22 protein-coding genes are annotated in these 24,139 nt (G+C 45.5%); 18 read left to right on the top strand and 4 right to left on the bottom strand.

The window, feature by feature from the left end; all coding sequences use genetic code 11:
- The first annotated feature begins 122 nt into the window (after window positions 1-122).
- Window positions 123-1,238, top strand: coding sequence for a pyridoxal-phosphate-dependent aminotransferase family protein (locus INR79_RS15585; protein ID WP_223095027.1), 1,116 nt, complete (start codon window positions 123-125; stop codon window positions 1,236-1,238).
- Between the two features lie 280 nt (window positions 1,239-1,518).
- Here the strand turns inward: INR79_RS15585 and INR79_RS15580 are convergent, their stop codons facing one another.
- The 4 genes from INR79_RS15580 to INR79_RS15565 form a co-directional block, all read right to left on the bottom strand.
- Entirely contained in the window at window positions 1,519-3,294 is a 1,776-nt protein-coding gene (locus INR79_RS15580) for a PglL family O-oligosaccharyltransferase (RefSeq protein ID WP_223095025.1), read from the bottom strand.
- A 71-nt stretch (window positions 3,295-3,365) separates the two neighbouring features.
- The gene (gene uvrA / locus INR79_RS15575; RefSeq protein ID WP_223095023.1) at window positions 3,366-6,188 is read right to left on the bottom strand and encodes an excinuclease ABC subunit UvrA; all 2,823 of its coding nucleotides are present in this window, start codon (window positions 6,186-6,188) and stop codon (window positions 3,366-3,368) included.
- Between the two features lie 130 nt (window positions 6,189-6,318).
- A complete protein-coding gene (gene galU / locus INR79_RS15570) occupies window positions 6,319-7,188 on the bottom strand; it encodes a UTP--glucose-1-phosphate uridylyltransferase GalU (RefSeq protein ID WP_004405144.1) in 870 nt (289 codons plus the stop codon).
- Between the two features lie 91 nt (window positions 7,189-7,279).
- A complete protein-coding gene (locus INR79_RS15565; protein WP_223095021.1) occupies window positions 7,280-7,921 on the bottom strand; it encodes a LuxR C-terminal-related transcriptional regulator in 642 nt (213 codons plus the stop codon).
- 392 nt (window positions 7,922-8,313) lie between these two features.
- Here INR79_RS15565 and INR79_RS15560 point away from each other — a divergent pair, with 392 nt between their 5' ends.
- The 17 genes from INR79_RS15560 to INR79_RS15480 all read left to right on the top strand — a co-directional run bounded on the left by INR79_RS15560 (window position 8,314) and on the right by INR79_RS15480 (window position 24,136).
- Entirely contained in the window at window positions 8,314-8,856 is a 543-nt protein-coding gene (locus INR79_RS15560) for a single-stranded DNA-binding protein (protein ID WP_022551628.1), read from the top strand.
- Window positions 8,857-9,046: 190 nt separating this feature from the next.
- Window positions 9,047-11,032, top strand: coding sequence for an RNase E specificity factor CsrD (csrD, locus tag INR79_RS15555; RefSeq protein ID WP_223095019.1), 1,986 nt, complete (start codon window positions 9,047-9,049; stop codon window positions 11,030-11,032).
- A gap of 10 nt (window positions 11,033-11,042) precedes the next feature.
- Window positions 11,043-12,473, top strand: coding sequence for a PilN domain-containing protein (locus INR79_RS15550; protein WP_022595487.1), 1,431 nt, complete (start codon window positions 11,043-11,045; stop codon window positions 12,471-12,473).
- Between the two features lie 2 nt (window positions 12,474-12,475).
- Window positions 12,476-13,120, top strand: coding sequence for a type 4a pilus biogenesis protein PilO (pilO, locus tag INR79_RS15545; RefSeq protein WP_022613261.1), 645 nt, complete (start codon window positions 12,476-12,478; stop codon window positions 13,118-13,120).
- Window positions 13,113-13,442 carry a hypothetical protein gene (locus INR79_RS15540; protein WP_004405138.1) on the top strand — a complete coding sequence of 110 codons (330 nt, stop codon included), beginning with the start codon at window positions 13,113-13,115 and terminating at the stop codon, window positions 13,440-13,442. The genes pilO and INR79_RS15540 overlap by 8 nt, the downstream gene beginning before the upstream one ends.
- 15 nt (window positions 13,443-13,457) lie before the next feature.
- Complete coding sequence (gene mshL, locus INR79_RS15535; RefSeq protein WP_038141985.1) at window positions 13,458-15,107, top strand: pilus (MSHA type) biogenesis protein MshL; 1,650 nt, start codon at window positions 13,458-13,460, stop codon at window positions 15,105-15,107.
- Between the two features lie 2 nt (window positions 15,108-15,109).
- Complete coding sequence (locus INR79_RS15530; RefSeq protein WP_223095017.1) at window positions 15,110-15,955, top strand: ExeA family protein; 846 nt, start codon at window positions 15,110-15,112, stop codon at window positions 15,953-15,955.
- Window positions 15,952-17,220, top strand: coding sequence for a tetratricopeptide repeat protein (locus INR79_RS15525; RefSeq protein WP_223095015.1), 1,269 nt, complete (start codon window positions 15,952-15,954; stop codon window positions 17,218-17,220). Before INR79_RS15530 ends, INR79_RS15525 begins: the two co-directional genes overlap by 4 nt.
- Window positions 17,210-18,937, top strand: coding sequence for a GspE/PulE family protein (locus INR79_RS15520; protein WP_223095013.1), 1,728 nt, complete (start codon window positions 17,210-17,212; stop codon window positions 18,935-18,937). The genes INR79_RS15525 and INR79_RS15520 overlap by 11 nt, the downstream gene beginning before the upstream one ends.
- A 9-nt stretch (window positions 18,938-18,946) precedes the next feature.
- Entirely contained in the window at window positions 18,947-20,170 is a 1,224-nt protein-coding gene (locus INR79_RS15515; protein WP_004405127.1) for a type II secretion system F family protein, read from the top strand.
- 12 nt (window positions 20,171-20,182) lie between these two features.
- Window positions 20,183-20,629, top strand: coding sequence for a hypothetical protein (locus INR79_RS15510; RefSeq protein WP_223095011.1), 447 nt, complete (start codon window positions 20,183-20,185; stop codon window positions 20,627-20,629).
- An 89-nt stretch (window positions 20,630-20,718) separates the two neighbouring features.
- Window positions 20,719-21,288 carry a prepilin-type N-terminal cleavage/methylation domain-containing protein gene (locus tag INR79_RS15505; protein WP_004405125.1) on the top strand — a complete coding sequence of 190 codons (570 nt, stop codon included), beginning with the start codon at window positions 20,719-20,721 and terminating at the stop codon, window positions 21,286-21,288.
- Window positions 21,289-21,336: 48 nt separating this feature from the next.
- A complete protein-coding gene (locus INR79_RS15500) occupies window positions 21,337-21,831 on the top strand; it encodes a type II secretion system protein (protein ID WP_223095009.1) in 495 nt (164 codons plus the stop codon).
- Between the two features lie 72 nt (window positions 21,832-21,903).
- On the top strand, window positions 21,904-22,404 hold the full coding sequence (locus INR79_RS15495) for a type II secretion system protein (protein WP_223095007.1): 501 nt from the start codon (window positions 21,904-21,906) through the stop codon (window positions 22,402-22,404).
- Window positions 22,394-22,963 (top strand): prepilin-type N-terminal cleavage/methylation domain-containing protein, encoded by a 570-nt coding sequence (locus INR79_RS15490; protein WP_004405122.1) that lies wholly within the window; start codon window positions 22,394-22,396, stop codon window positions 22,961-22,963. Before INR79_RS15495 ends, INR79_RS15490 begins: the two co-directional genes overlap by 11 nt.
- Window positions 22,963-23,703, top strand: coding sequence for a type II secretion system protein J (locus INR79_RS15485; RefSeq protein ID WP_223095005.1), 741 nt, complete (start codon window positions 22,963-22,965; stop codon window positions 23,701-23,703). The genes INR79_RS15490 and INR79_RS15485 overlap by 1 nt, the downstream gene beginning before the upstream one ends.
- On the top strand, window positions 23,693-24,136 hold the full coding sequence (locus INR79_RS15480) for a hypothetical protein (protein ID WP_223095003.1): 444 nt from the start codon (window positions 23,693-23,695) through the stop codon (window positions 24,134-24,136). The genes INR79_RS15485 and INR79_RS15480 overlap by 11 nt, the downstream gene beginning before the upstream one ends.
- Window positions 24,137-24,139 lie beyond the last annotated feature (3 nt).

The following is a 24,139-nucleotide window of genomic DNA, read 5'->3' as shown; positions in this document are numbered from 1 at the left end:
TTGTTATTTTGTGATATCAGCATTGTAAAAAGCGTCTTTTTGGCGCTCGACCTTAACAAAGTGAATGCATTAGAGTAAAAATTAAACAGTAGAAAATCCAATAACGATAAAATGAGAGCACTATGACAATAACAAGCTTTAATCCTCCACGACGTATCTTAATGGGTCCCGGTCCTTCGGACGTTTACCCTGAAGTCTTGCAAGCCATCAGCCGACCTACTGTCGGGCATTTGGATCCTTTATTCATCAAGATGATGGATGAGCTTAAACAATTGCTCAAATACGCCTTCCAGACAGAGAATGAATTTACCATTGCGATTTCTGCTCCGGGGAGTGCCGGAATGGAAGCCTGCTTTGTTAATTTGGTTGAGCCGGGTGATAAAGTGATTGTATGCCGCAATGGCGTGTTCGGAGAACGTATGAAAGAAAACGTTATCCGGTGTGGTGGTGATGCGGTTGTCGTGGATGATGAGTGGGGGACACCTGTCAGTGTTCAGAAAGTGCAGGCTGCATTCGACCAACATCCCGACGCCAAAATTCTTGCCTTTGTCCACGCTGAAACGTCAACCGGGGCGTGCTCCGATGCAGAAGCTTTGGCAAAAATTGCTAAACAACATGGTGCGCTTACTATCGTAGATACGGTCACTTCTTTAGGTGGTGTTCCCCTTTATGTCGATAAATGGGGGCTGGATGCCGTTTATTCAGGGAGCCAGAAGTGTTTGTCTTGTATTCCCGGTTTGTCACCTTTGACCTTTTCCGCAGCAGCAATCAGTAAAATTACAGAGCGCAGTGCTCCGGTTCAAAGCTGGTTCTTAGACCAAAGCCTGGTACTAGGGTACTGGAGTGGAGAAGGTAAGCGAAGTTATCATCACACCGCGCCTGTAAACAGCTTGTATGCGCTTCATGAATCCCTGTTGAAGCTGAAGAATGAAGGGCTCGAGAATACTTGGAAGCGACATAAAGACATGCACGATAAGCTGAAGAAAGGTCTGGAAAAACTGGGAATTCAGTTTGTCGTGGACGAACCTTATCGTCTTCCTCAATTGAATGCTGTGTACGTTCCTGATGGAATTGGTGAAGCTAAGGTCAGAGCTGAACTTTTGGAAAACTACAACCTCGAGATTGGGGCTGGGCTGGGTGCTCTGGCTGGAAAAGCCTGGCGAATCGGTCTGATGGGTTACGGCGCGAGAGAAGAAAACGTTGCTCTGTGCTTAAAAGCCCTTGAAGAGTCTCTTTGATTATACCCAAGTAGCCTCAAGATGCTCGGTTCAGCGAGAGTTAAGTGGCTTTCAGGCAAGGCATCGATTTGAAGGTTTAGCGGTTCTAAATCAAGAATCGGTAACGCAGCATGAAAGCCACTTAAACTCGCCCTTGGGAGCTCATATACTGTCTCATTTCAGCGTCAAAGAATTTGGAAAGGACTCGTCATTCCGCTGCATTCTTTTCCTCGAACTGAAACAGTAGTATGAAGCTCTGAACCCTGCACCTTGAGGTCACTTGGGTATATATGAAAGCCGCTTATTCAGCGGCTTTCTTTTCATTGGTTATAATTGCTTGGGATTCTTTGGAATACCTGACATTCGAGAAGTCGTGCTTAGGGAATAGGTATTGCGCTTCTTGTTGAATCTGCGTTGCTTTACTTTCATTACCCATTCCACGATAGGCAACAATAAGGTTGTTGTAAAAAGCAGGTCTTGGTTTACGTTTAATGATGTCCTGCGACCATTCAATGTAAGGCTCTATCAGAGACTTATCTCCAGTGTATAACCCTATGGTTAAATAAGTGCTGTATATGTCCCAATCGTATCTGTCTTTCCAGGCAACAGGATTAGTTACTCTGTCTAATATCTCGGGATTTCTTGGCTGAGATTTTTCAAATTCTGTTAGCACATAGTTGGTATGCAAAGTGCTCCCCATGTAAAAAAGCGTGAGGAGCGGCAGGACTAAACTTGCCACCCTCAACGTAACTTTGCTGATTACGCTGAATTTTACGGTTTTATAACGTGCCGTGCGTTGGTCTAACCAAAAGAGCAATATGACAAATGTGACCCAGTGAATTGCAGAATGGTAAAACGGGTATTCAAGCTGGGTATGCACTGCAATCGGAACAAACAAAGCCAACATTGCCAATTTCGTCCCTTTTCGAGCTGATGAGGCTTTGTAAATGACGTAAAACCCCGCCAATAAGATAGCGATGATCGCGACTATGCCACCTTCTACTCCCCAAAGCATAAGCTCGTTATGTGGATGGTCTAATGCTGGAACTGCTGGGGGGTATTGTGAATTCAGTTGATGTTGTCTTGCCGTGTATAGGAGATAAGAGGACTCAAATTGACCATATCCATAACCAGTAAATGGCTTTTCAATAATCATATCAATGGCCTGTGGGAAGTGAATGTCTCTTAAACTTTGGAGATCTTTCTTATCTTGTAACAAGCTATCGAAATTGGAACTGGCAAATTTTGGGACTGTTAACCCTAATGCAATGCCTACTGCAATAGACGCAACCCAAGCGATAACACGCTTTGGTGTAGAAAATCGAATCAGGTAGGGCAAAACCATCAGGACAGCCAGCGACGAGCCAAGCCATGCAGTACGGGAGGCAACAATAACCAGCATAGAGACACACAACATAGGTACTGTTGCCAGAAAGATAAGTTGCCAGAATTTTCTACGATATTTCTGAGGTTGTCTGGCGAGAAGATACCCCGACAATACCAGACCGGTAGCGATGAAGCTGGCGAATACATTGGGTTGTTGAAATATGCCATAGGGGCGGTTGGCTTCAGTAGGATAACCAAACATGTTACCCGGCTCTAATATCAGAAACTGTATGTACCCAATGGCTACCTGCAAAACGACGGCAAAGAGCACAAACCAGAGCAACCGTTGTTTTTGTTTGTTACTGAACTGAAATTGCTGAAGGCTAAAGAAAAGGATAATTCCAGCCCAGAGACCTAAAATTCGACCCGTTGATTCTTCTAATACGGTGTTAGGGAAAAAGAGCGGTACCGACAAAACAAGACTGCACAGCAGCAGTACTACCCCCATTTTGGAGTATCGGATTTGAAATCGGTTTGATGTTTGATAAAGCCCCATTGCCAAAGCGATAGAAAGGGTAATCCAGGTTGCAGGGTTGTATGATAGCGCTAAACCAGAGCCGCCAGGGTTAGGCATAAAAAAGTTCATTGCGATGATGAAGGTGACTGCGAGGGCAAGGAGGAATTTTCGATTTAATGGGGTACGAATTTTGTCAGCTTCGAGCTGAGTACCTTTAACAAGCAAAGTTGCCATATTTAAATGCTTCCTCTATAAAATTCAACGGTCTGCCCCCAGACCGCTGAACGATACTATCACTTTTTACTTTAAAGCATAGGTTTTAAGAAGCGCGCGGTATGAGAGCCTTTAACTTTTGCGACCTCCTCTGGAGTTCCTTGCGCAATGATTTCACCACCGCCTTGTCCACCTTCCGGTCCTAAATCGACAATCCAGTCTGCGGTTTTTACCACGTCCAGGTTGTGTTCGATAACCACTACCGTATTGCCGTGGTCTCTTAGGCGATGCAAAACAGTCAGCAGTTGCTGAATATCATGGAAGTGCAGACCAGTGGTCGGCTCATCAAGAATGTACAGCGTTTTCCCTGTATCGCGTTTGGACAGCTCACGTGCTAGCTTCACACGTTGAGCTTCACCACCTGAAAGGGTGGTGGCAGCCTGACCTAATCGAATGTAAGACAAGCCGACATCCATCAGAGTCTGGAGCTTTCTGGCGATGACAGGAACCGGGTCAAAGAACTCTCGCGCATCTTCTACCGTCATCTCAAGCACTTCATCGATCGTTTTGCCTTTGTAGCGTACTTCTAGAGTTTCACGGTTGTAACGTTTACCCGAGCAGACATCACAGGGTACATACACGTCTGGAAGGAAGTGCATTTCCACTTTTATCACCCCATCACCCTGACAAGCTTCACAGCGTCCGCCACGAACATTAAAGCTAAATCGTCCTGGTTTATAACCGCGAGAGCGCGACTCCTGAGTACCTGCAAACAATTCGCGAATCGGGGTGAAAATACCGGTATAGGTCGCTGGGTTAGAGCGAGGTGTTCTGCCGATCGGGCTTTGATCGATATCGATCACTTTATCGAAATGCTCTAGACCAACGATCTTTTTATAGGGTGAAGGAGTCGCAATGCTGGCACCGTTTAGTTGGGTTTGTGCAATCTTGTAGAAAGTGTCGTTGATCAAAGTGGATTTACCTGAACCTGAAACACCAGTAATACAGCTGAACAGACCAACAGGAATAGTAAGGTCGACATTTTTTAGGTTGTTTCCTGTAGCCCCAATGAGTTCGACTACCTTCTTTGGATCCATCGGCGTACGCTCTTTAGGCACTTCAATGGCTTTTACTCCACTCAAATACTGACCCGTTAACGAGTCTGGAGTATCCAGAATGGCTTGCATATCGCCTTCTGCGACCACTTCACCACCATGAACACCCGCTCCCGGACCAATATCGATAATATAGTCGGCGCATCGAATCGCATCTTCGTCATGTTCTACCACCAAAACCGTGTTACCCAGATCGCGAAGATGCGTCAGAGTTTTCAGCAGCCTCTCATTGTCCCGCTGGTGGAGACCGATAGACGGTTCATCCAACACATACATCACCCCAACAAGACCTGCACCAATCTGGCTAGCGAGTCGAATACGCTGCGCTTCACCACCCGAAAGCGTTTCTGCACTGCGAGACAAATTCAGGTAATTGAGCCCGACGTTAACCAGGAAATGAAGGCGATCATTGATTTCCTTCATGACCTTTTCTGCAATTTTGGCTTTCTGACCAGTCAGTTTCAGGCTGTTGAAAAAGCCCATTGCATCGCTGATGCTCATATCCGCAATGGCGGGTAAGGGTGTATCTTCAATGAAGACGTTACGCGCTTCAGTTCGAAGTCGGGTTCCACCACAGGTTCCACACGACTTGGTTGAAATGTACTTCGATAGTTCTTCTCGTACTGAGTTAGATTCTGTGTCTCTGTAGCGTCTTTCTAGTGTATTGAGTATCCCCTCAAACGGATGCTTTTTGGTGCGACTATCACCGCGATCATTAATGTAGGTAAATTCGATCTGAGTTCGACCTGAGCCTCTTAGCACCACATCCTGGTGTTTTTTCGATAGCTTATTGAAAGGTGTTTCCAGACTGAAATCGTAGTGCGATGCCACAGAACCAAGCATCTGATAGTAGTAGTAATTCTTTCTGTCCCAGCCGCGAATCGCACCATCAGCCAGACTTAAAGATTCATCCACAATGATTCTGTCTGGGTCGAAGAATTGCTGCACACCTAAACCATCACAGGTCGGGCAGGCACCTGCAGGGTTGTTAAATGAGAACAGTCTTGGTTCAAGCTCCTGCATGCTGTAGCCACATTTAGGGCAAGCAAAGTTAGCTGAGAAGATGATGTCTTCCTTGCTCGGATCATCCATATCGCAGACTGCGGCGATACCACCAGAAAGCTCCAGTGCGGTTTCAAATGACTCTGCTAGGCGTTGTTGTAGGTCACCACGCACTTTAAATCGGTCTACGACCACTTCGATGGTGTGTTTTTTGTGGAGTTCTAATGTCGGTGGATCAGACAGGTCACAGGTTTCACCATCAATGCGGGCGCGAATAAAACCTTGTGCAGCGAGGTTTTCAAGCGTTTTTACGTGCTCCCCTTTACGCTCTTTCACAATGGGAGCCAGAAGCATCATCTTGCTGCCTTCTGGTAACTCCAATACTTTGTCTACCATCTGGCTGATGGTTTGTGCCGTCAGTGGAATTTTGTGCTCTGGACAACGTGGCTCCCCCACTCTGGCATAAAGCAGACGAAGATAATCGTAGACTTCGGTTATGGTGCCTACTGTCGAACGTGGGTTATGGGAAGTGGACTTTTGCTCGATGGAGATCGCCGGAGACAATCCTTCAATGTGGTCGACATCAGGTTTTTCCATCAATGACAGGAACTGTCTGGCATAGGCAGATAGAGATTCAACGTATCTTCTCTGGCCCTCAGCGTATAACGTATCAAAGGCTAATGAGGATTTTCCGGAACCGGATAAGCCTGTAATGACGATCAATTTGTCGCGAGGAATGGTGAGGTTTATGTCTTTGAGGTTGTGGGTTCTGGCGCCACGTACGTCAATGGTGTCCATCTGCTATGCTCTTGTGTAATTGATAGCCACAAGTATTACATAGACTTATTTTTGTGCAAAGAGAAAATACTGGATAAAATAACAGTATTTGTTTTTACTACGTTATTTTATCCAGTAGAAGACAAGAAGATTAGGCTTTGTGGGTGGAGTGTTTATCTAATTCCGTTTTTTTCTTGTCTTTCTGGTACAGGTTTTCGTAGCAGTAGTTCGTTGCTTCGATGTAACCTTCAACGCTGCCGCAGTCAAAACGCTGACCTTTAAATTTGTATGCCAGGACACAACCCGCTTTGGCTTGTTTTAATAGCGCGTCAGTGATTTGGATCTCGCCACCTTTGCCTGGTTCGGTCTGCTCGATTAGATCGAAAATGTCTGGTGTCAGGATGTAGCGACCAATGATTGCCAGATTGCTTGGCGCAGTGCCTTGCTCCGGCTTTTCGACCATGTCATCGACACGGAAAAGGTCGTCTTTGATCATTTCGCCTGAAATCACACCGTACTTGTGCGTCTCATCTTCAGGAACTTCCTGAACCGCAACGATGGAACAACGGAATTGTTTGTAAAGTGCCACCATTTGCGCCAGAACGCCTTGGTCTTCGTTGACACACAAGTCATCGGCCAAAACAACAGCGAATGGGTTGTCACCGACCAGCTCTTTACCCGTCAGAATGGCGTGACCAAGCCCTTTCATTTCACGTTGACGAATGTAAGTGAAGTGAGCTGACTCAATCACATTACGAATGTCTACCAGCAGCTCTTCTTTGTTGGTGCCACTGATCTGATGCTCTAACTCGTAGTTTTTATCGAAATGATCCATGATGGAGTGCTTACCACGACCAGTAACGATGCACATGCCATCCATGCCTGCTTGAATGGCCTCTTCTACCCCATACTCAATAAGAGGTTTATTCACCACTGGCATCATTTCTTTTGGCATGGATTTGGTTGCCGGTAAAAATCGTGTACCGTAGCCAGCGGCTGGGAACAAGCACTTTTTAATCATAATCTTTCCTGTTCGATTTGTTCAGTTCCTAATTTTGGGCGTAACTTTACCATGCCTATTGTGACAATCGAAACGTAAAAGCTGAACATTGTTAAGAAGGAAGATGCTGTTTTGCCCATGCCATAGCCTGGATGCGGTTTTTTACGTCCAGTTTTTTAAAGATATTATAGAGGTGAGATTTTATGGTGTGTTCGCTAATGAAAAGCTCATCGGCGATTTCAAGGTTGGATGCCCCGCTTTTTAAGCTCTGTAAGACATCCAGTTCTCGCCGGGTTAATTCTATTTCAAATGTGGGCTTTGACGCTTCTATGGATTGATAATATTCCACAACCTGAGTCATGGTTTCTCTCGGAAGCCAGCTTTGCCCGCGTAGTATGCACCGAATTCCGATCATTATCTTTTCGACATCTTCATTGATAAGAAAGTATCCTGACAGCCCTTGCCACTTCAATACATCAGACAGAGTCAGATTCTTTTGAGCATTTAGCAAAACGAGAAAACGCTTAGTTACCGTGCCATTCAATGTCTGCTGAAGAAAGCCAATATTTTCAATAGCAGTTAAATCAACAATGATAAAATGTTCGCTTTCATTTGAATTGAGTCTTATAAGTTCTCTGGTGGTAATGCGCTGAAATTGAAGGCTTAAGTGATGTTGAATGTCTTTTTCAAGATGATGGGGTAATGATTGATCTGAAACCAAATAAAAGTGGGGTAATAGATTGGTTTCTTTCATATTCCAGCCCAGTAATCGATGGTTTAGCGAAACTTATAAATATCTTTTATTTATATGCCTGATAAATAACCTATCAAAACTGAGCAATTAATAGAATTGAATATCCATCCATTGCTTATAGGCATTTGGAATAACTACGGATGATATTTCTTTAAAAAGTAATTGATAAACCTCGTTGTCCAGATTTTTTCGAGTCAGACTACACTATGTGTAGGTTTATTCGCTCCAATCATTTTTTCAACTGATAGTTAGCAATTAGCTGTCTATGATTAATAAATGAGCGCTTAGCGACACTTTGCTAGCAATTCGTACCCTGGATTTGAGCATTGGTGATATCGTGGTATCCTTGAGCGTTAAAAATTTAGTCGAATTGAGTTTAGACGGAGCAAAACATGGCCAGCCGTGGAATTAATAAAGTTATTTTGGTGGGGAATTTAGGAAATGACCCTGAAATTCGTTATATGCCGAGTGGCGGCGCGGTGGCGAATATTACAATTGCGACCTCTGAATCGTGGCGCGACAAAGCGACTGGCGAACAGCGCGAAAAGACAGAATGGCACCGTGTGGCACTGTTTGGAAAGCTAGCAGAAGTAGCGGGTGAGTACCTTCGTAAAGGTTCTCAGGTTTACATTGAAGGTCAGCTTCAGACTCGTAAATGGCAAGATCAGAATGGTCAGGATCGCTACACAACAGAAGTGGTTGTACAAGGCTTCAATGGTGTGATGCAGATGCTGGGTGGTCGCCAACAAGGTCAGGGTGCACCGGGTCAAGGAATGGGAGGTCAGCAGCAACAAGGTGGTTGGGGACAGCCTCAACAGCCTGCACAGCAGCAATCTTACCAGCAGCCAGCTGCGCCTCAGCAACAAGCACCGCAACAGGCTCAACCACAATATAATGAGCCACCAATGGATTTTGATGACGACATTCCGTTCTAAACCGTCGAGCAATCGACTTAGAAATGAATGTCAATGAGATGAAGCCGCGATTTTCGCGGCTTTTGTTTAGGTTTTTTATCGATTTACTTGTGAACTTAAGGTTCCCTATTCACAATAAGATTAATTAAAGCAGTTCGTTACTCGCTTTGCTCTTCCCCAAAAATTGGATTGAAAAGGATTTCGCCTGACAATGCGATATACCCCCACGCTCAAACTCAGCACCAGACTGGTTTCGTTTGTCACCATGATTGTCGTCTGTGCCATGTTTATTCTTTTTATTGGCGGCACTCTCTCTTTCAAGCGTATTGGTCAGGAATATGTCCATCATTACATTTCTGGTATTGCAGACGTTGTTGATTCAGAGCTGGACAACCCTCAGGCAGCAGAGTCTATGGCAAAGTGGCTGCCAAAGCTGCTTCAGGCAAGTAACGTTCTGGAGATGGAAGTAACGTCTTCATCTGGATCACTATATCACTTCAAAGATACCCGTTCGGTTTTGCAGTCTGAAAGAGCGCAACAGCTTAGTTTTCAACTTGAACACCACTCAGATTACTGGATTCATTTTACTGTTTTACCTCCTTATGTGGGCTTGGAATACTCCGTCGGAGCGATGTCGTCCATCAGTTTGGCGGTTTTGCTGATCGTTGTTTGCCTGATTCGAGGAATTAAGTGGCTAAGAGAGCAACTCTACGGCTCGGAGCTGCTGGAAGAGCGAGGCAGAATGATCCTAGCAGGGAAAACTCAAGATTTTGAAAAAGGGGACCAGAGAGAGTGGCCTTACACCGCCAGTGAGGCGCTGGATAAACTGATCGGAGAGCTTAAGGACTCAAGGCAAGAGCGAAGCCGCTTTGATACCTTCATTCGCACTCACACTTTCCTTGACCAGCTTACAGGTGCGGCGAATCGGGTGCTTTTTGATTCCAAGCTAGAAGCCAGTCTTCAGGAAGCAGGATCGTTTGGTGGGATCATCCTTTTCCGTGTTAAGTCATGGGAGGAAGTCTCAGCCTACAATGATAAAGAAGCGGTAGATGAGTTTGTTGTCGAGGTGGGTCAAAGTCTCTCTAATATCGTACAGCGCTTTCCAGATGTTATTTTCTCGCGCTATTACGATTCCGATTTTGCCATATTAGTGCCTCATCAGGGCAGCAAGGAAATTGACACACTTTGTGGTCAGCTTATTAAACAAATATCGAAAATCGACCCAATCTCGCCTTTGTCTCCTGATGACTGGTGTCATATCGGATGCACAATATATTCGGAAGGTGAGCGACGCGGCTATATATTAGACGAAGCTGAAACAGCAATAAGAACTGCTCAAATTGAGTCTGTGAATAATTGGTCACGCTTTGATAAGAAGCAGAAAAAAGATATTGCCCGGGGAAATGTAAGATGGCGGACACTTTTCGATAAAACACTCCGTGCTTCTAATATTCAAGTATTTTCTCAACCTTGTTTTATTATCGAGAATCAACAGGACGAATTATTACACTATGAATTGTTTCTACGCTTAAAAGACGAAAGTGGCGCGGTAATAAAAGCGTCACGTTTTATGGCAGCCATTGAACAAGTTGGTTATGAAACAGCCATGGATCGTGTTGTTATTCAAGAAATTCTGTCCTGGATAAAGACGCAAAATGAAAGGATATGTTATTCTTTAAATATAAATGTGCTTCCATTCAAAGAAAAAGCATACACGCGTTGGTTGAGAGATGAGCTACTCCAACTGCCCGGTGAATTAAGAAAAAGCATCAGCTTTGAGTTTTCCGAAAGGAGCTTAGTAAAAAATCTCGATTTCATTCGTCCGGTTATTCGAATGATATCAGGACTGGGCTGCAAAATAATCGTTCACCAAGCTGGCAGGACAATTGCAAGTACTCATTACATAAAAGACTTAGATGTCGATTATCTGAAATTGCATCGCAGTCTGATAAAAAAAATAGATCAACGACAGGAAAACCAGTTGTTCATTCGAAGTTTGATTGGCGCTTGTATGGATAGTAAAACTAAAGTTATTGCTGTTGGCGTCGAAAATAGTTCTGAATGGATGGCTTTAAAGAGTTTGGGCATTGACGGGGGACAAGGCAGAATGTTCGCAAAAGAAGAACTGCTATTTCCTAAACGTCTTGCATCAAAAGTGACAATTGGTCGCAGAAATCGATGGCGGCAGAAAACATGAGCAGTAACTGATGAATAAAATGGTTTCTTTGCTAGAACGACTGAAAGGAAAAAGTTCCAGTGCTAAAAAGGTGAGCGTGTCTCTCCTTGAAGATGCCGTTTATTGCTCAATTGACAGCCAGACCGAATTGTTCCCAATTAAAGACAGAAGTTGGGAACAGACGCTTGCTAAAGTACTATCGGATGAAAAGTATACGCATTCAGAAGTTGTCATCACACTTGGCGCGCACCACTACCAAACCTACCAAATTGAACGCCCTGAAATCCCAGAAGAAGAATGGTCTGTTGCTTTACCTTTCCTTCTGAAAGACCTTATTGCTGAGCGTGTAACAGACATCGTTGCCGATGGCATTCCACTACCAAACAGCAGCAAAATTCAAACTTACGTTCTAAGCAAACGAGTGTTGACGCCGTTACTGGCGATACTAGAGAAAAGTCAGATTACTCTTGACCGCATTTTGCCGGAAGACGAAGTTTGGGGGCAGGCGAACGAGCACGCAGAAGACTTTTTGCTTTTGCATCAAAGCGCTCACAGCAGCTTCAAAATCAATGCATATGTGACCAGAGACATCTGCTTTCACAGAACCATTCGTGGTGTGTCTGCTCCGTTAACAGGGGCTCAGGCAAGCAGCCTGCAAATCGACGGGCTTGCGCTCGAAATGCAGCGCTCAATCGATTATCTCAGTTCACAAATCAAGCAGGCTCAATTCCATAAGCTGTTTATCTGTTGTGATGATGAAATTGACGAGGAACTGACGACCGCTCTGGAAGAACGCCTAAGCGTGAAAGTCGGAACGTTGATGGATGGCGATGTACGTTGTGGAGAAGTACTGACCAAGTACGCTCTGCGCAGCGACTATCGGATCAATCTGTACCCTGAGCATTTGAAACCTAAAGTTGAATTGTTCACATTACCCGTCGTTGCGGCTAGCTGGTTAATTGTTGCGCTCGTCATGTTTGGATACTACGGTTTCATTGAATATCAAATTCAACAGGAGAAAGCTCAAATCGCTCAGCTTTCCTCCCAATCAACAACGCTGAAAGCGCAGTTGACTGAACTTCAGACCATGCTGGGTGAACACAAGCCCTCTCCTAACAAACTGGCTGCAGTCCAGAGAATAGAAGCTGAAATACGGGCAAAAGAAGCGTCGCTAAATGCAGTTGGTCAGTTTGATAATCAAAAACAGGTGGGGTACTCGGGGATCATGAGCGCACTTTCGCGGCTGGGTCGAAATGACATTTCCCTGAGCCAGATATCCATCAATAAAAACACATTGAACGTGTCTGGTTTAGCCCGCACACCAAGCGCAGTTCCAGGCTGGATAAAACAGTTCCGCAATGAACTGGATTTGGTTGGCCGTAGCTTTGAACAACTGAATATCGGTCGAAACGAAGACGATATTGTGACCTTTGAACTGCAGGCAAAGCGAGGAGGTGAATAACAATGGCACTTCTTCAGGATATGAGTGAAAAATTTTCGGCGCTATCTGGTCGGGAAAAATGGCTGATTACGGCTGGCGGATGGGTAGCGATCTTCTTCATTATACTGACGGTTTTTTTAGAGCCTGCATTCAAAACACAAGCCTCTCAAACCAGTCAGTATCAATCTCTTAATCAGGGGATCAGCAACACCAGTAACCAGATTGCCAAAGTAAGCGGTCAGTTAAAGTCCGACCCAAATAGAGAGGTTGACGCCAAACTTCAGCAGCTACAACGCCGAAGTGATGAGTTGTCCTCTCAGCTAGACGCGGTGGTGGAATCCCTAGTAACTCCTAGCCAAATGGCAGAGTTGCTGGAAAGGGTTCTGTTAAGCAGTAAAGGGTTGAAGCTGGAGAACCTTCAGTCTCTGCCAGCAGAACCCATCATGGCAGGCAGTGATTCGCAAGCCGTGGGTTACTACATACACCCTGTGAAAATTGAGATAACAGGGAAGTACTTTGACATAAAGAATTATCTCGTAGAGCTGGAAAGCATGCCAACTACGTATTTCTGGCGCAGCTATCAATACGAAGTAGAAGAATACCCTACGGCACGATTAGTGCTTGTTGTCTATACATTAGGAACAGGGCAGGAGTTTATCGGTGGTTAGATTCTGTGTTATCGCAATGTTGTTGGTCTCTGGTAGTGCATACGCCAGCCAGGACCCAACTGCCCCTCTCGGGTGGCAGGCACCGAAAACCGTAGAGAAAGCCAAGGCGAAAAAGAAAGCAGTGGCACCTGTTCCGACATTACAGTCCATAGTCTGTATAGAGGGAAAACCTTGCTATGCCATTCTTAACGATGTGGTAGTAGAAAAAGGAAAAACCGTACAAGGGTATCTGGCGAAAAGGATTCAGCCGGAATTTGTCGATCTGATTCGGGGTGGGAAGCAATGGCGACTAGAGCTGTTTCCTTCTGACGTTAAACACTAAGGTTTCATGGTAATTATGCGTAAAATTGTAGTAGCAGTCATCATCGCGTCACTCACGGCATGCTCCATGGGGCACCGGGAACCTGTTGAGGTCAAAGAAGCGCTCAATGAGGCAATCAACGAAGCTGGCAGTCGGAGTCTGGATGAATTGCCGGCTTCTGTACAGGCGGATCTGATGCCAGAGCTCGGAAATGAAGAGTTCACTGTATCTCCAACGTTAAAACGCTTTCGTGTCCAGGCAAATGGCGTTCAGGCGAAAACGTTTTTTGCTAGCCTAGTCAAAGGAACTGATTACAGTGTGGCCATCCACCCTAATGTCGAAGGGCGAATTACCGTCAACCTAACGGATGTCACATTGGATGAGGTACTGAAAGTCGTTCGTGATTTGTACGGTTTTGAAGTCGTACAAAGCGGTAAAGTTATTCAGGTTTACCCCGCGGGCTTGCGCACAGAAACCATTCCAATTGATTATTTACAATTCAAACGATTAGGACGCTCTCTGACGTCTATTACCACTGGTTCAATCACCAGTAAAGACAGCGGTAGTTCTTCATCTTCAAGTTCCAGCTCTTCAAGTTCGTCTAATAACTCAAGCTCCTCTTCCAGTTCGAGCACTTCGCCAACGGGTGGAACAGAGATCGAAACCATCAGTGAAAGTGATTTCTGGGTGCAGTTAGAACAGGCGGCACAGGCGCTAATTGGGGAAGGTGATGGACGAAGCGTGGTGGTTTCACCTCAGGCAAGTGTGCTGACAATTCGTGCTTACCCTGATGAAATTCGAGAAATTCGCCAGTTCCTTGGTATTTCCCAGCAACGCATGCAGCGTCAGGTGGTTTTAGAAGCCAAAATTCTCGAAGTGACTCTGTCTGATGGGTACCAACAAGGCATTAACTGGAGTGGATTAACCTCAACCTTTGGTAACAGCTCGGTTTCTATTGGTCGAGGGACTTTACCGTCAGATGGGAGCATTCCAACCCTACCTGGATTAGATGCCATCGGCAGCTTATTAAATGGGCAGACGAACGTCACTATCAGCAATGGTAGCTTTAATGGCGTATTAAGCTTTATGGGGACTCAGGGTGACCTGAACGTGCTATCAAGTCCACGCGTGACCGCGGCTAATAACCAGAAAGCGGTGATTAAAGTAGGGTCTGATGAGTACTTTGTAACTGATATCTCAAGTGTGGTGGGGAGTGGTGACAATGCCAACGTCGCACCAGATGTAGAACTGACCCCATTCTTTTCGGGTATATCACTGGATGTGACTCCACAGATCGATGACGACGGGTATGTACTATTGCACGTTCATCCTGCGGTAATAGACGTACAAACCCAGAACAAAAAAATCAACCTTGGTAGTGCGACTTACGAAGTTCCTTTGGCTAAAAGCTCGATTCGTGAATCGGATTCGGTGATTCGTGCACGTGATGGTGACGTCGTAGTTATTGGTGGACTTATGAAGTCCAACACCATTGATCAAGTGTCCAAAGTACCTTTCCTTGGAGATGTGCCAGGGCTGGGACACCTATTCCGAAATGTTTCCAAGCTGACTCAGAAAACTGAGTTGGTTATTTTGCTTAAACCGACAGTAGTCGGCGTTAATACCTGGTCGCAGGAACTGGAACGCTCGCGCGATTTGCTGCAAGAATGGTTCCCTGAAGAGTAATTATGTATCAGACCTATTTTGGATTTAACCAAGCGCCTTTTTCGCTAACCCCTAATACTGAACTGTTTCAGGGTTTAGTGCCGCATTACGAGGCGATCCAAACCGTTCTGTCTGCGATTAAAATGGGCGAGGGGGTAATTAAGGTTTCTGGTGAGGTCGGCACGGGTAAGACAATGGTCTGTCGGATGCTCATTAACCAACTGGTTGATGAGGTCTCGCTGGTTTATCTACCCAACCCTCAGTTGACTGGGGAAGAGCTGAAAATCGCCATTGCCAAAGAATTGGAAGTTGAAATCAGAGACAGCGAAAGTCTGGTGGATGATATTCAGGCTCAGTTGCTGAAACTTCACCTTAAAGGCAAGCGAGTTGTGGCTTTGATAGACGAAGCACAAGGGTTGTCCGACGAAGCTCTCGAAACTATTCGCTTGTTCGGAAATCTTGAAACCGAGCATGCCAAGCTGATGCAAATCGTGTTGTTAGGGCAGCCTGAGTTGGACGCGAGATTGGAGCATCATCATCTGCGTCAGTTAAAACAGCGTATATCTTTCAGTGCGACTTTACGTCCACTTTCAATGGAAGAAGCGTTTGCCTATATCGACCATCGGGTACAGGTCAGTGGCGGCAACGTAAATTTGTTTGAAGCCAAAGTTAAAAAAGCAATCTGGAAGGCGTCGAAAGGTGTGCCTCGTTTGATCAATCAGGTGTGCCACAAATCCCTGTTGCTTGCCTGTAATTCGAACGCAACGCACATTCATATGGAACATGCGTACGATGCCATTAATGACACTCTCGATACGGTAAAACCAAGGTTTAAAACCCCATTTATGTGGGGGTGGGGCTTGTTATGAGTGTCATTAACAAAGCTCTTTCAGATATGACGGACAAAAAGCCGTCCACAAGTCGAATCGAAAAGGTCGATGTCGCGCCTATTCGTTCGGGCAATAAAAAGTGGTGGCTGACCGGAGGCGTTTTGTTAGCGCTCATTGCTTACGGTGTGTGGGCTTTACTACCAGTCAAACCGCAGCCTGAACCTGAATCTATCCCTGAGATTGCCGAGCAAAGTGCGAAAAAAAATGTGACCACTGTTGTTACCCTCGAATCTACATCTCCAACTAAGCAGTCGGTGGAAGAATCGGTGAGCAGCATTTACGAAGAAAGTGAAAAGCTTGAGCAGCTTAGCGGCGACTTCGTCGATCCTGAATCTGATTTAGATGACATCGTTTCGGAAAGTGTTGAAGAAACAAAAGCAACCCCCGAGGTTGTGGCAGTCGAACGTAGCCAGCCAACGAAAACTAATCCACCTTCGAATACAGAAAAAAGCAAAACGGTAGCGGCGAAACCTAAACCTGTTGAAGTTAAAGCTGAACGCCCGAAAACTGAAGAGCCAAAAATAGCGAAGAAGGCAAAGAAAGCCGAACCATCTCAAGCTAATGAGAGTAAAACAGCGGCTATCGCAAGTGCCAACCCAGATCCAAAAGTGGTGGAAGATGGCGCAATGGCTATTCAGCAAGTCGAGCTGACGCCACAACAGTTAGCTGAAAAAGCGTTATCAAGAGCGAAAAAAGCATTGGATTCCAATGACTTTGACGGTGCCATTAAAGGGTATCGCACGGCGCTCCGCTATGTTCCTAAAGATGATGTTGTGCGGAAAAAGCTCGCCGCACTTTACTACGGTCGGGGTGACGTAAGGCAATCTCTCGAAATCCTGCAGCAGGGTATTGTGTTAAACAAAGACAGCCAGACCCTGAGGCTTGCCGCTATGAATATTCTGGTCAAGGAAGGGATTACTGAGGCAGCCCTGGGCGTGTTGGAATATTTGCCACCAAGCCCAAGCATGGATTATCTGTCTGCAAGAGCGGGTCTGGCTCAGCAGCTTAAAAAACATGAGTTGGCGCTCGAAAGCTATCAAATGCTGGTAAACAAAGATCAGGATAATGGCAAATGGTGGCTTGGTCTGGCGATTCAGCAAGAACGTAACGAAGAGTTCAGCAAAGCAAAAAACTCTTATGAAAAAGCTTTGAATCGCGTCGGATTGTCCGCCCGAACCAATCAGTTTATCCGAGAAAGAATCAGCTATCTCAGCAGTAAAGAGGCGACATCGAATGCAAATTAAATTACGTAAACGCCTTGGTGACTTACTGGTTGAAGAAGGCATTATCTCAGAACATCAGGTAGAAGAAGCTCTGAGTCATCAGAAGAATACTGGTCGCAAGCTGGGTGACACATTAATCCAACTGGGCTTCCTGACGGAAACTCAGATGCTGACCTTCCTATCTCAGCAGCTAAACGTGCCTTTGATCGACTTAAGCCGGGCCAATGTGGATGTGGATGCCGTTCAAATTCTGCCGGAAGTGCATGCTCGTCGATTGCGTGCTTTAGTAGTTGGACGTCAGGGTGACACATTGCGGGTCGCTATGAGTGATCCAGCGGATCTCTTCGCTCAGGAATCTTTGCTAAGCCAACTGCAGCAATATGCCCTTGATTTTGTTATCGCCCCTGAAAAGCAGCTGGTAGAAGGGTTTGACCGCTATTACAGAAGAACCAAAGAAATTGCCTCGTTTGCAGAGCAGCTTGGCGCAGAGCACCAAGTCAGCGATAGTTTTGATTTTTCTTTTGGTGAAGACGAAGACAGCGAAGAAGTTACCGTCGTAAAGCTGATCAACTCACTGTTCGAAGATGCAATACAGGTTGGCGCATCAGATATTCATATTGAGCCAGACGCCAATGTACTTCGATTACGCCAGCGTGTTGATGGCGTTTTGCACGAGACTTTGTTGAACGAGGTGAACATTGCCTCTGCGCTGGTACTCAGACTTAAACTGATGGCAAACCTCGACATATCTGAGAAGCGTTTGCCTCAGGATGGACGATTCAATATCCGCGTTAAAGGTCAATCCGTCGATATCCGTATGTCTACCATGCCTGTGCAGCATGGTGAGTCGGTGGTGATGCGTTTGCTCAATCAGTCTGCAGGTGTTCGTAAACTGGATGAATCTGGGCTTCCGGAAGATTTACTGCTCCGACTCAGGCAGCAGCTACGCCGGCCACATGGCATGATTCTGGTTACAGGACCAACGGGGTCGGGTAAAACCACCACACTTTATGGCGCGTTGAGTGAACTCAACGAACCAGGGAAGAAAATCATCACCGCAGAAGATCCGGTGGAATACCGATTGGATCGTGTTAATCAGGTACAGGTTAATACAAAGATTGATTTGGATTTCTCTACCATCCTAAGAACCTTCTTACGTCAGGACCCGGACATTATTTTAGTGGGGGAGATGCGAGATCAGGAAACCGTTGAAATCGGTCTTCGTGCCGCTCTGACGGGGCACTTAGTGCTGAGTACTCTGCATACCAACGATGCTGTTGACAGTGCGCTTCGCATGATGGACATGGGTGCACCAGGCTATCTGGTTGCCAGTGCTGTTCGAGCGGTGTTAGCACAGCGATTGGTTCGGAAAATCTGTCCGGACTGTCGAACAGAGGATCATATTGATGATGCTCGCAGGCAATGGCTTGAGAGCCGTTTCCCGAATCAGGTCAACGCGACCTTCTATAAAGGGGTTGGCTGTCAGAACTGTAATCTAACGGGGTATAGAGGGCGAGTGGGTGTCTTCGAATTACTGGAGCTAGAACAGGGAATGATGGACACCCTTCGAGCGGGAGATGCGGTAAGTTTCGCTCAGCAAGCTCGAAAAGCACCGGGTTATAAGCCGTTACTGGCGTCTGCGATGGAGCTGGCACTGCAAGGTGTGGTGAGTCTGGATGAAGTCATGAATCTGGGTGAAGGGGATTCCTCGGGTTCGAATGAGCCGATTTTCCTCTAAGGTGGCGACATGGCGACTTACCAGTATCAAGGCAGAGATTTACAAGGAAGCAAAGTTGCGGGGCAGGTGGAGGCTCCGACAGAAGAACTCGCCGCCGAAGCCTTGATCAGTAAAGGTGTGATACCGACATCGATCAGTGCTGGTAGAAGTGCTGAAGGTGGGGCTGGTTTTGATGTATCAGCGTTATTTACACCTTCGATCCCTTTAGAAGTGTTAGTGATTTTCTGTCGGCAGCTGTACAGCCTGACAAAAGCGGGGGTTCCAATCCTTCGTGCTATCAAAGGGTTGGTACAGAATTGCGCCAATAAGCAGTTAAAACAAGCGTTGGAAGACGTGGGTAATGAGCTGACAAATGGTCGGAATTTGTCTTCGTCTATGCAGCAATACCCAAAAGTTTTCAGCCCGCTTTTTGTTTCAATGATCAATGTGGGTGAAAACACAGGGCGATTAGACCAGGCTTTATTGCAACTGTCTCAATACTATGAACAAGAATTAGAAACACGAAAAAGAATTAAAACCGCAATGCGTTATCCGATATTTGTGTTAAGTTTCATATCAATAGCGATGATAGTGCTTAACGTAAAAGTGATTCCGCAATTTGCCACGATGTTTGCAAGGTTTGGTGTTGATTTACCTTTGCCAACTCGAATTTTGATCACCACATCCAACTTTTTTGTGAATTATTGGGTATGGCTGGTTGGAGCATTTATCGCGTTTCTGTTTGGTATGAAAGCCTGGATAGGAACGGCTGACGGGCGTGAAAAGTGGGATAAGTTTCGCCTTCGTATTCCTATTGTTGGTGATATTGTCAACCGGGCTCAGTTATCTCGATTTTCTCGTACCTTTGCGTTGATGTTGAAGTCGGGTGTACCACTGAACCAGTCGCTAGCACTTTCGGGTGAGGCGTTAGGGAATCGATTTTTGGAACTCCGGATTCTGGAAATGAAATCAGCCATTGAAGCGGGTAGTACGGTGTCTTCAACAGCAATCCAAAGCCAGATTTTTACACCCTTGGTTATCCAGATGATTTCCGTTGGTGAAGAAACTGGGCGAATCGACGAATTGTTGTTGGAAGTGTCTGATTTTTATGATCGGGAAGTGGACTACGATCTCAAGACACTAACGGCTCGAATCGAACCCATATTACTGACGATTGTCGCTGGCATGGTTTTGATTCTTGCTCTTGGTATTTTCTTGCCGATGTGGGGCATGCTCGATGCGATTCAGAAATAAGGCGGCAATTTAGTGGCGGCAAAAACGGTTTCTGCGTTTTCGGTATGGGCAGCTTTGGTGTTCATTTTGCTAGGCATTATGGTTGTCAATTGGCAAAAAATTGACGATGAGGCAGCAAGTACTACGTTTTTAATGGTTGAAGATAATATTACTGAACGAGCAAATGCCTATAGACAACAATGGGTTATTAAGAAACAGCCCAAAGTGATTGAGTACCAAGAGCAACAGATCCAGTTGGATCATAACGGGTGGGTATTACCTTTGCATGGTAATACAGTGGATTGTGAGTGGTGGCTGGAGACACTGTATCCAAGCGTAGACAGTACTTACTTAGGGAGACCCAAAGCGACGATGGTATCAGGAGCTCCCAGTTACCACTGTCGTTACGAGTTTTCGAGCGATTTGGTACTGGACTTAGTTTTGAATGAGAAGAAGCTCTCAATAAGTGCTATAAAATAAGCAAACAAATTACTTAAATCATAGGCTTACTGTTAGGCATACGATATAATGAATTCGCTCAGATTGAGCAAAAATGCATAGGTGATGAAATGAGAAAGCAGTTCGGTTTTTCATTAGTAGAACTGGTTGTCGTGATTGTTATTTTAGGGTTGCTTGCCGCTGCTGCATTACCCAAGTTTTTGGATGTCACCGATGAAGCTAAAAAAGCTAGTATAGAGGCTGTAGCAGGTGGGTATGCCACTGGAGTGCTTTCTGCAAGAGCTCAGTGGGAGGCGAAAGGTCGACCTGGCATTGGTACTGGCAACAACAAACAACATTTCATTGAATACGATGGTATTGAATTTTGGCTAACGCGTTCATTCGATAACGATGGTAATGACAGTGGATTCCGTGATGGCTATCCGATTGCGTTAAAAACCACCGGACAGACTACGGCACCGTCAACCATTTCATCGTCCGACTGCGTTAACCTGATGGAAAACCTGTTGCAAAATTCTCCTAAAGTTGGGGATGCAGCAAGCAGTAATTTAACAGATGTAAAATACACTGCTGAAGCCGACAGTGGCGAAAGCACTTGTACCTATGTGCAACAAGAAGGCAGTGATCACAAGTTTGTGTATGAAATAAAAACTGGTCGTGTGACCGTAGAATTGCAGTAACTTATTTGGTTACAGCGCATTAATATCTAAACATAGAGAGAAGTGACTATGAAAAGACAAGGCGGTTTCACCCTAATTGAATTAGTGGTTGTAATTGTTATTTTGGGTATTCTGGCGGTAACCGCCGCACCTAAGTTTTTAAACCTACAAGGCGATGCGCGTGAATCCTCGTTGCAAGGGCTAAAAGGAGCGATGAACGGTGCTGCAGGTATTGTATATGGTAAGTCAGCTATCGAAGGCGAAGAGGGTGTTAGCAAAGGTGCAGCCACTACGCCAATAGCTAGTGGTATCGATACTCATTTTGGTTATCCAAGTGCTGAAACTGATGGAATTCAGCTAGCTGTTGAAGGACTTCCAGCAGACTGGGATACTGCTGTTTCGGGAGCTGGTTCTGCAGGGGCATCTTACCTAGCAACATTCAAAGCGTCTCCTACACATGCTGATGCTACAGCAATTGCTAACACAAATTGCTATGTTTCATACACGGAAGCTGCGAATTCATCCAGTGCTCCAACAATTACTGTTGTGTCTACTGGTTGTTAATTGTTGAAAAGAGACCAGCGTGAGCTGGTCTCTTTTTGAAATTATCATTGTTACATCGATCAGTTTGTGGTTATGCCTTTAAAGAAGCATAAGTTTACTCAGGTTGGTTTTACGCTAACCGAGTTGATTGTTGTCATTCTTGTTCTTGGTGTCATCTCTACCTACGCTGCTTCTAAATACTCCGGTCCTTCTGGCTTTTCAGCATATGCTGCCCAAGAACAAGCCATTTCAGTTATTCGACAAATTCAATTGGGTCGAATGCAATCTAATCTTAGTTCTCTCGACTATTCCGGTAACCAAAGCAAATACCGACTTGAAGTCTCTGGCAATTGTCTGGGATCAGGGGAAGGGTGTTCTTCCGAAATCAGAAGTAACTACGTTATGGTGGAAGATCAGACATTTTCATTCACCCCGGCTTCCTTAGTTGTAGAGTTTGACCTTTTGGGGCTTCCTACATGCATATCTGGTTGTACAACTCCAACGGCGGGTGGGAATATCACTATTGGTATGTCCAACGGTGTTGAGTCGACTCAGGTATGCATTAACAGTGAGGGTTTCGTCTATGGCTGCTAAGGCTAAAGGCTTTACCCTTATTGAAAGCATCATTGCAATTCTTGTTCTGGGGATCTCGATGTCTGTATTGCTGACCATCTTATTCCCTCGGGTAGAAAACTCCGCAAGTTCCCAATATCAGGTCCGTGCTTCTATTCTGGCGCAGAGTATGATGACGGAAATACTGGCACGAGGTTTTGATGACAATAGTGACCCCAATGGTGGAATTGTCCGGTGTGATGAAACCGGAGCCACATCCTGCACCACAACCTTGGACGCAGAAACGGGGGAAACGCCTGCGACCTACAACGATGTGGACGATTACGTGGGCTGCTGGCACACCAATAATTCGTCAGAATGTAGCTCTGGTGTCACGGTAAAAGGCAACTTAAATGATATCTTTGGCTCAGACATCAGTAGCGACTATCGCAACTTCAGGGTAGAAGTCAGTGTCGTTTACGACCCGGACTCACGCTTTGGATTTACCGATTCACTTAATCGATACAAAAAGATCACCCTAACCGTGTTTGCTGGAAAGTATGGCGAATACAATTTCCGTGCATATCGAGGTAACTACTGATGAAAAAATCTGGTTTTACCTTGATGGAAATGGTTGTCACAATACTGATTGTGTCGATTATGTTTTTAGGTATTGCTGGGTTTGTTCAGATCGGCGCTCAGGGTTACGCTGACACCACCAAACGACAGGCTCTTCATAACCAGGCACGATTTGTTATCGAAAAGATGTCGCGCGAGATCCGACATGCTGTTCCAAATAGCCTAGAAACGAATGTCGCTAATACCTGTCTGTCTTTTTTCCCGATTCGTTATTCTGGTTTTTACCAGCTTGACGAAGCACTAAGTGGTGCCGATACGCTACGATTTATTGTCGGAAACGAAGGGTTTGATACCGACGATTTGAATGCCGCTATTAGCTCAGGGGCACGGCTGATCATTAATCCCGGTCAGGTACAGGACTTGGAAAGCTCCTCTTCTGCCTCCCTTGCTCTGACGAACGTCAGCATCAGTGGGGCGGTTTACAGTATCTCAGCTTCACTAGCCAGCAACTCCATTGCTAAAAGACATTACATTTATATTCCCTCTGAAAAGGTTCAATACTGTGTTGATACCAGCTCAGGGCAAATTACCCGAGATGCAGGAACCGTTGTTCAGGTTGGGGAAAACGCGACCAGTGCTTCGTTTCGGGTCGATGGTATGTCTCTGCAGCGTGGCGGCTTAGTCCACATGGATATCCTATTTACAAACGGTGACGAAGAAAGTCACTATAAACATGATGTGCAGGTGTTGAATGTCCCTTAACAATCAAAAAGGCAGCGTTCTTATTATTGCCATATTTGTGATTGTGGTAATGGGGATGCTCGGTTTGACCTTAATGCGTCTAGAAGCATCTAATCAGGACACACTTACCCGTGAAATTTTAGGGACTCAAGCGTGGTTTCTCGCTCACTCTGGTAATGAGTGGGGGCTGACTTACATGTACCCTTTGAACGAGAGTGCCGCCGTATCCAACTTACAAAGCCGATGTACGGCACTAACCACATCTGCGGCAGCGAATGCTGCTACGGCGATCATTGAAAACTCGCAAGCGCCTTGCTCGTCACTTACAATACAGTGTGATGAAGTTGGATCTGGCGATCTGACTTTTTTTAGAATCAGTTCCGTTGCCGTATGTGGCAGCACCACCTTTGAAGTTAGCCGTGAACAGGAAGTTTGGGCTAAAAGCATGGAATAAAAT

It is taken from the genome of Vibrio sp. SCSIO 43132 (assembly GCF_019904195.1).
In the GTDB taxonomy this organism is placed as follows: domain Bacteria; phylum Pseudomonadota; class Gammaproteobacteria; order Enterobacterales; family Vibrionaceae; genus Vibrio; species Vibrio nigripulchritudo.
This window is presented reverse-complemented; position numbering and strand designations above follow the sequence as displayed.

What these genes read in the sequence shown, in the direction of transcription:
- INR79_RS15550 (WP_022595487.1), top strand. Translation starts at nt 11,043, where the DNA reads ATGAATAAAATGGTTTCTTTGCTAGAACGACTGAAAGGAAAAAGTTCC.
- INR79_RS15530 (WP_223095017.1), top strand. Translation starts at nt 15,110, where the DNA reads ATGTATCAGACCTATTTTGGATTTAACCAAGCGCCTTTTTCGCTAACC.
- mshL (WP_038141985.1), top strand. Translation starts at nt 13,458, where the DNA reads ATGCGTAAAATTGTAGTAGCAGTCATCATCGCGTCACTCACGGCATGC.
- INR79_RS15560 (WP_022551628.1), top strand. Translation starts at nt 8,314, where the DNA reads ATGGCCAGCCGTGGAATTAATAAAGTTATTTTGGTGGGGAATTTAGGA.
- INR79_RS15580 (WP_223095025.1), bottom strand. Translation starts at nt 3,294, where the DNA reads ATGGCAACTTTGCTTGTTAAAGGTACTCAGCTCGAAGCTGACAAAATT.
- INR79_RS15515 (WP_004405127.1), top strand. Translation starts at nt 18,947, where the DNA reads ATGGCGACTTACCAGTATCAAGGCAGAGATTTACAAGGAAGCAAAGTT.
- INR79_RS15525 (WP_223095015.1), top strand. Translation starts at nt 15,952, where the DNA reads ATGAGTGTCATTAACAAAGCTCTTTCAGATATGACGGACAAAAAGCCG.
- INR79_RS15485 (WP_223095005.1), top strand. Translation starts at nt 22,963, where the DNA reads ATGAAAAAATCTGGTTTTACCTTGATGGAAATGGTTGTCACAATACTG.
- INR79_RS15505 (WP_004405125.1), top strand. Translation starts at nt 20,719, where the DNA reads ATGAGAAAGCAGTTCGGTTTTTCATTAGTAGAACTGGTTGTCGTGATT.
- INR79_RS15490 (WP_004405122.1), top strand. Translation starts at nt 22,394, where the DNA reads ATGGCTGCTAAGGCTAAAGGCTTTACCCTTATTGAAAGCATCATTGCA.
- INR79_RS15480 (WP_223095003.1), top strand. Translation starts at nt 23,693, where the DNA reads ATGTCCCTTAACAATCAAAAAGGCAGCGTTCTTATTATTGCCATATTT.
- csrD (WP_223095019.1), top strand. Translation starts at nt 9,047, where the DNA reads ATGCGATATACCCCCACGCTCAAACTCAGCACCAGACTGGTTTCGTTT.
- INR79_RS15565 (WP_223095021.1), bottom strand. Translation starts at nt 7,921, where the DNA reads ATGAAAGAAACCAATCTATTACCCCACTTTTATTTGGTTTCAGATCAA.
- INR79_RS15520 (WP_223095013.1), top strand. Translation starts at nt 17,210, where the DNA reads ATGCAAATTAAATTACGTAAACGCCTTGGTGACTTACTGGTTGAAGAA.
- INR79_RS15585 (WP_223095027.1), top strand. Translation starts at nt 123, where the DNA reads ATGACAATAACAAGCTTTAATCCTCCACGACGTATCTTAATGGGTCCC.
- uvrA (WP_223095023.1), bottom strand. Translation starts at nt 6,188, where the DNA reads ATGGACACCATTGACGTACGTGGCGCCAGAACCCACAACCTCAAAGAC.
- galU (WP_004405144.1), bottom strand. Translation starts at nt 7,188, where the DNA reads ATGATTAAAAAGTGCTTGTTCCCAGCCGCTGGCTACGGTACACGATTT.
- INR79_RS15495 (WP_223095007.1), top strand. Translation starts at nt 21,904, where the DNA reads ATGCCTTTAAAGAAGCATAAGTTTACTCAGGTTGGTTTTACGCTAACC.
- pilO (WP_022613261.1), top strand. Translation starts at nt 12,476, where the DNA reads ATGGCACTTCTTCAGGATATGAGTGAAAAATTTTCGGCGCTATCTGGT.
- INR79_RS15500 (WP_223095009.1), top strand. Translation starts at nt 21,337, where the DNA reads ATGAAAAGACAAGGCGGTTTCACCCTAATTGAATTAGTGGTTGTAATT.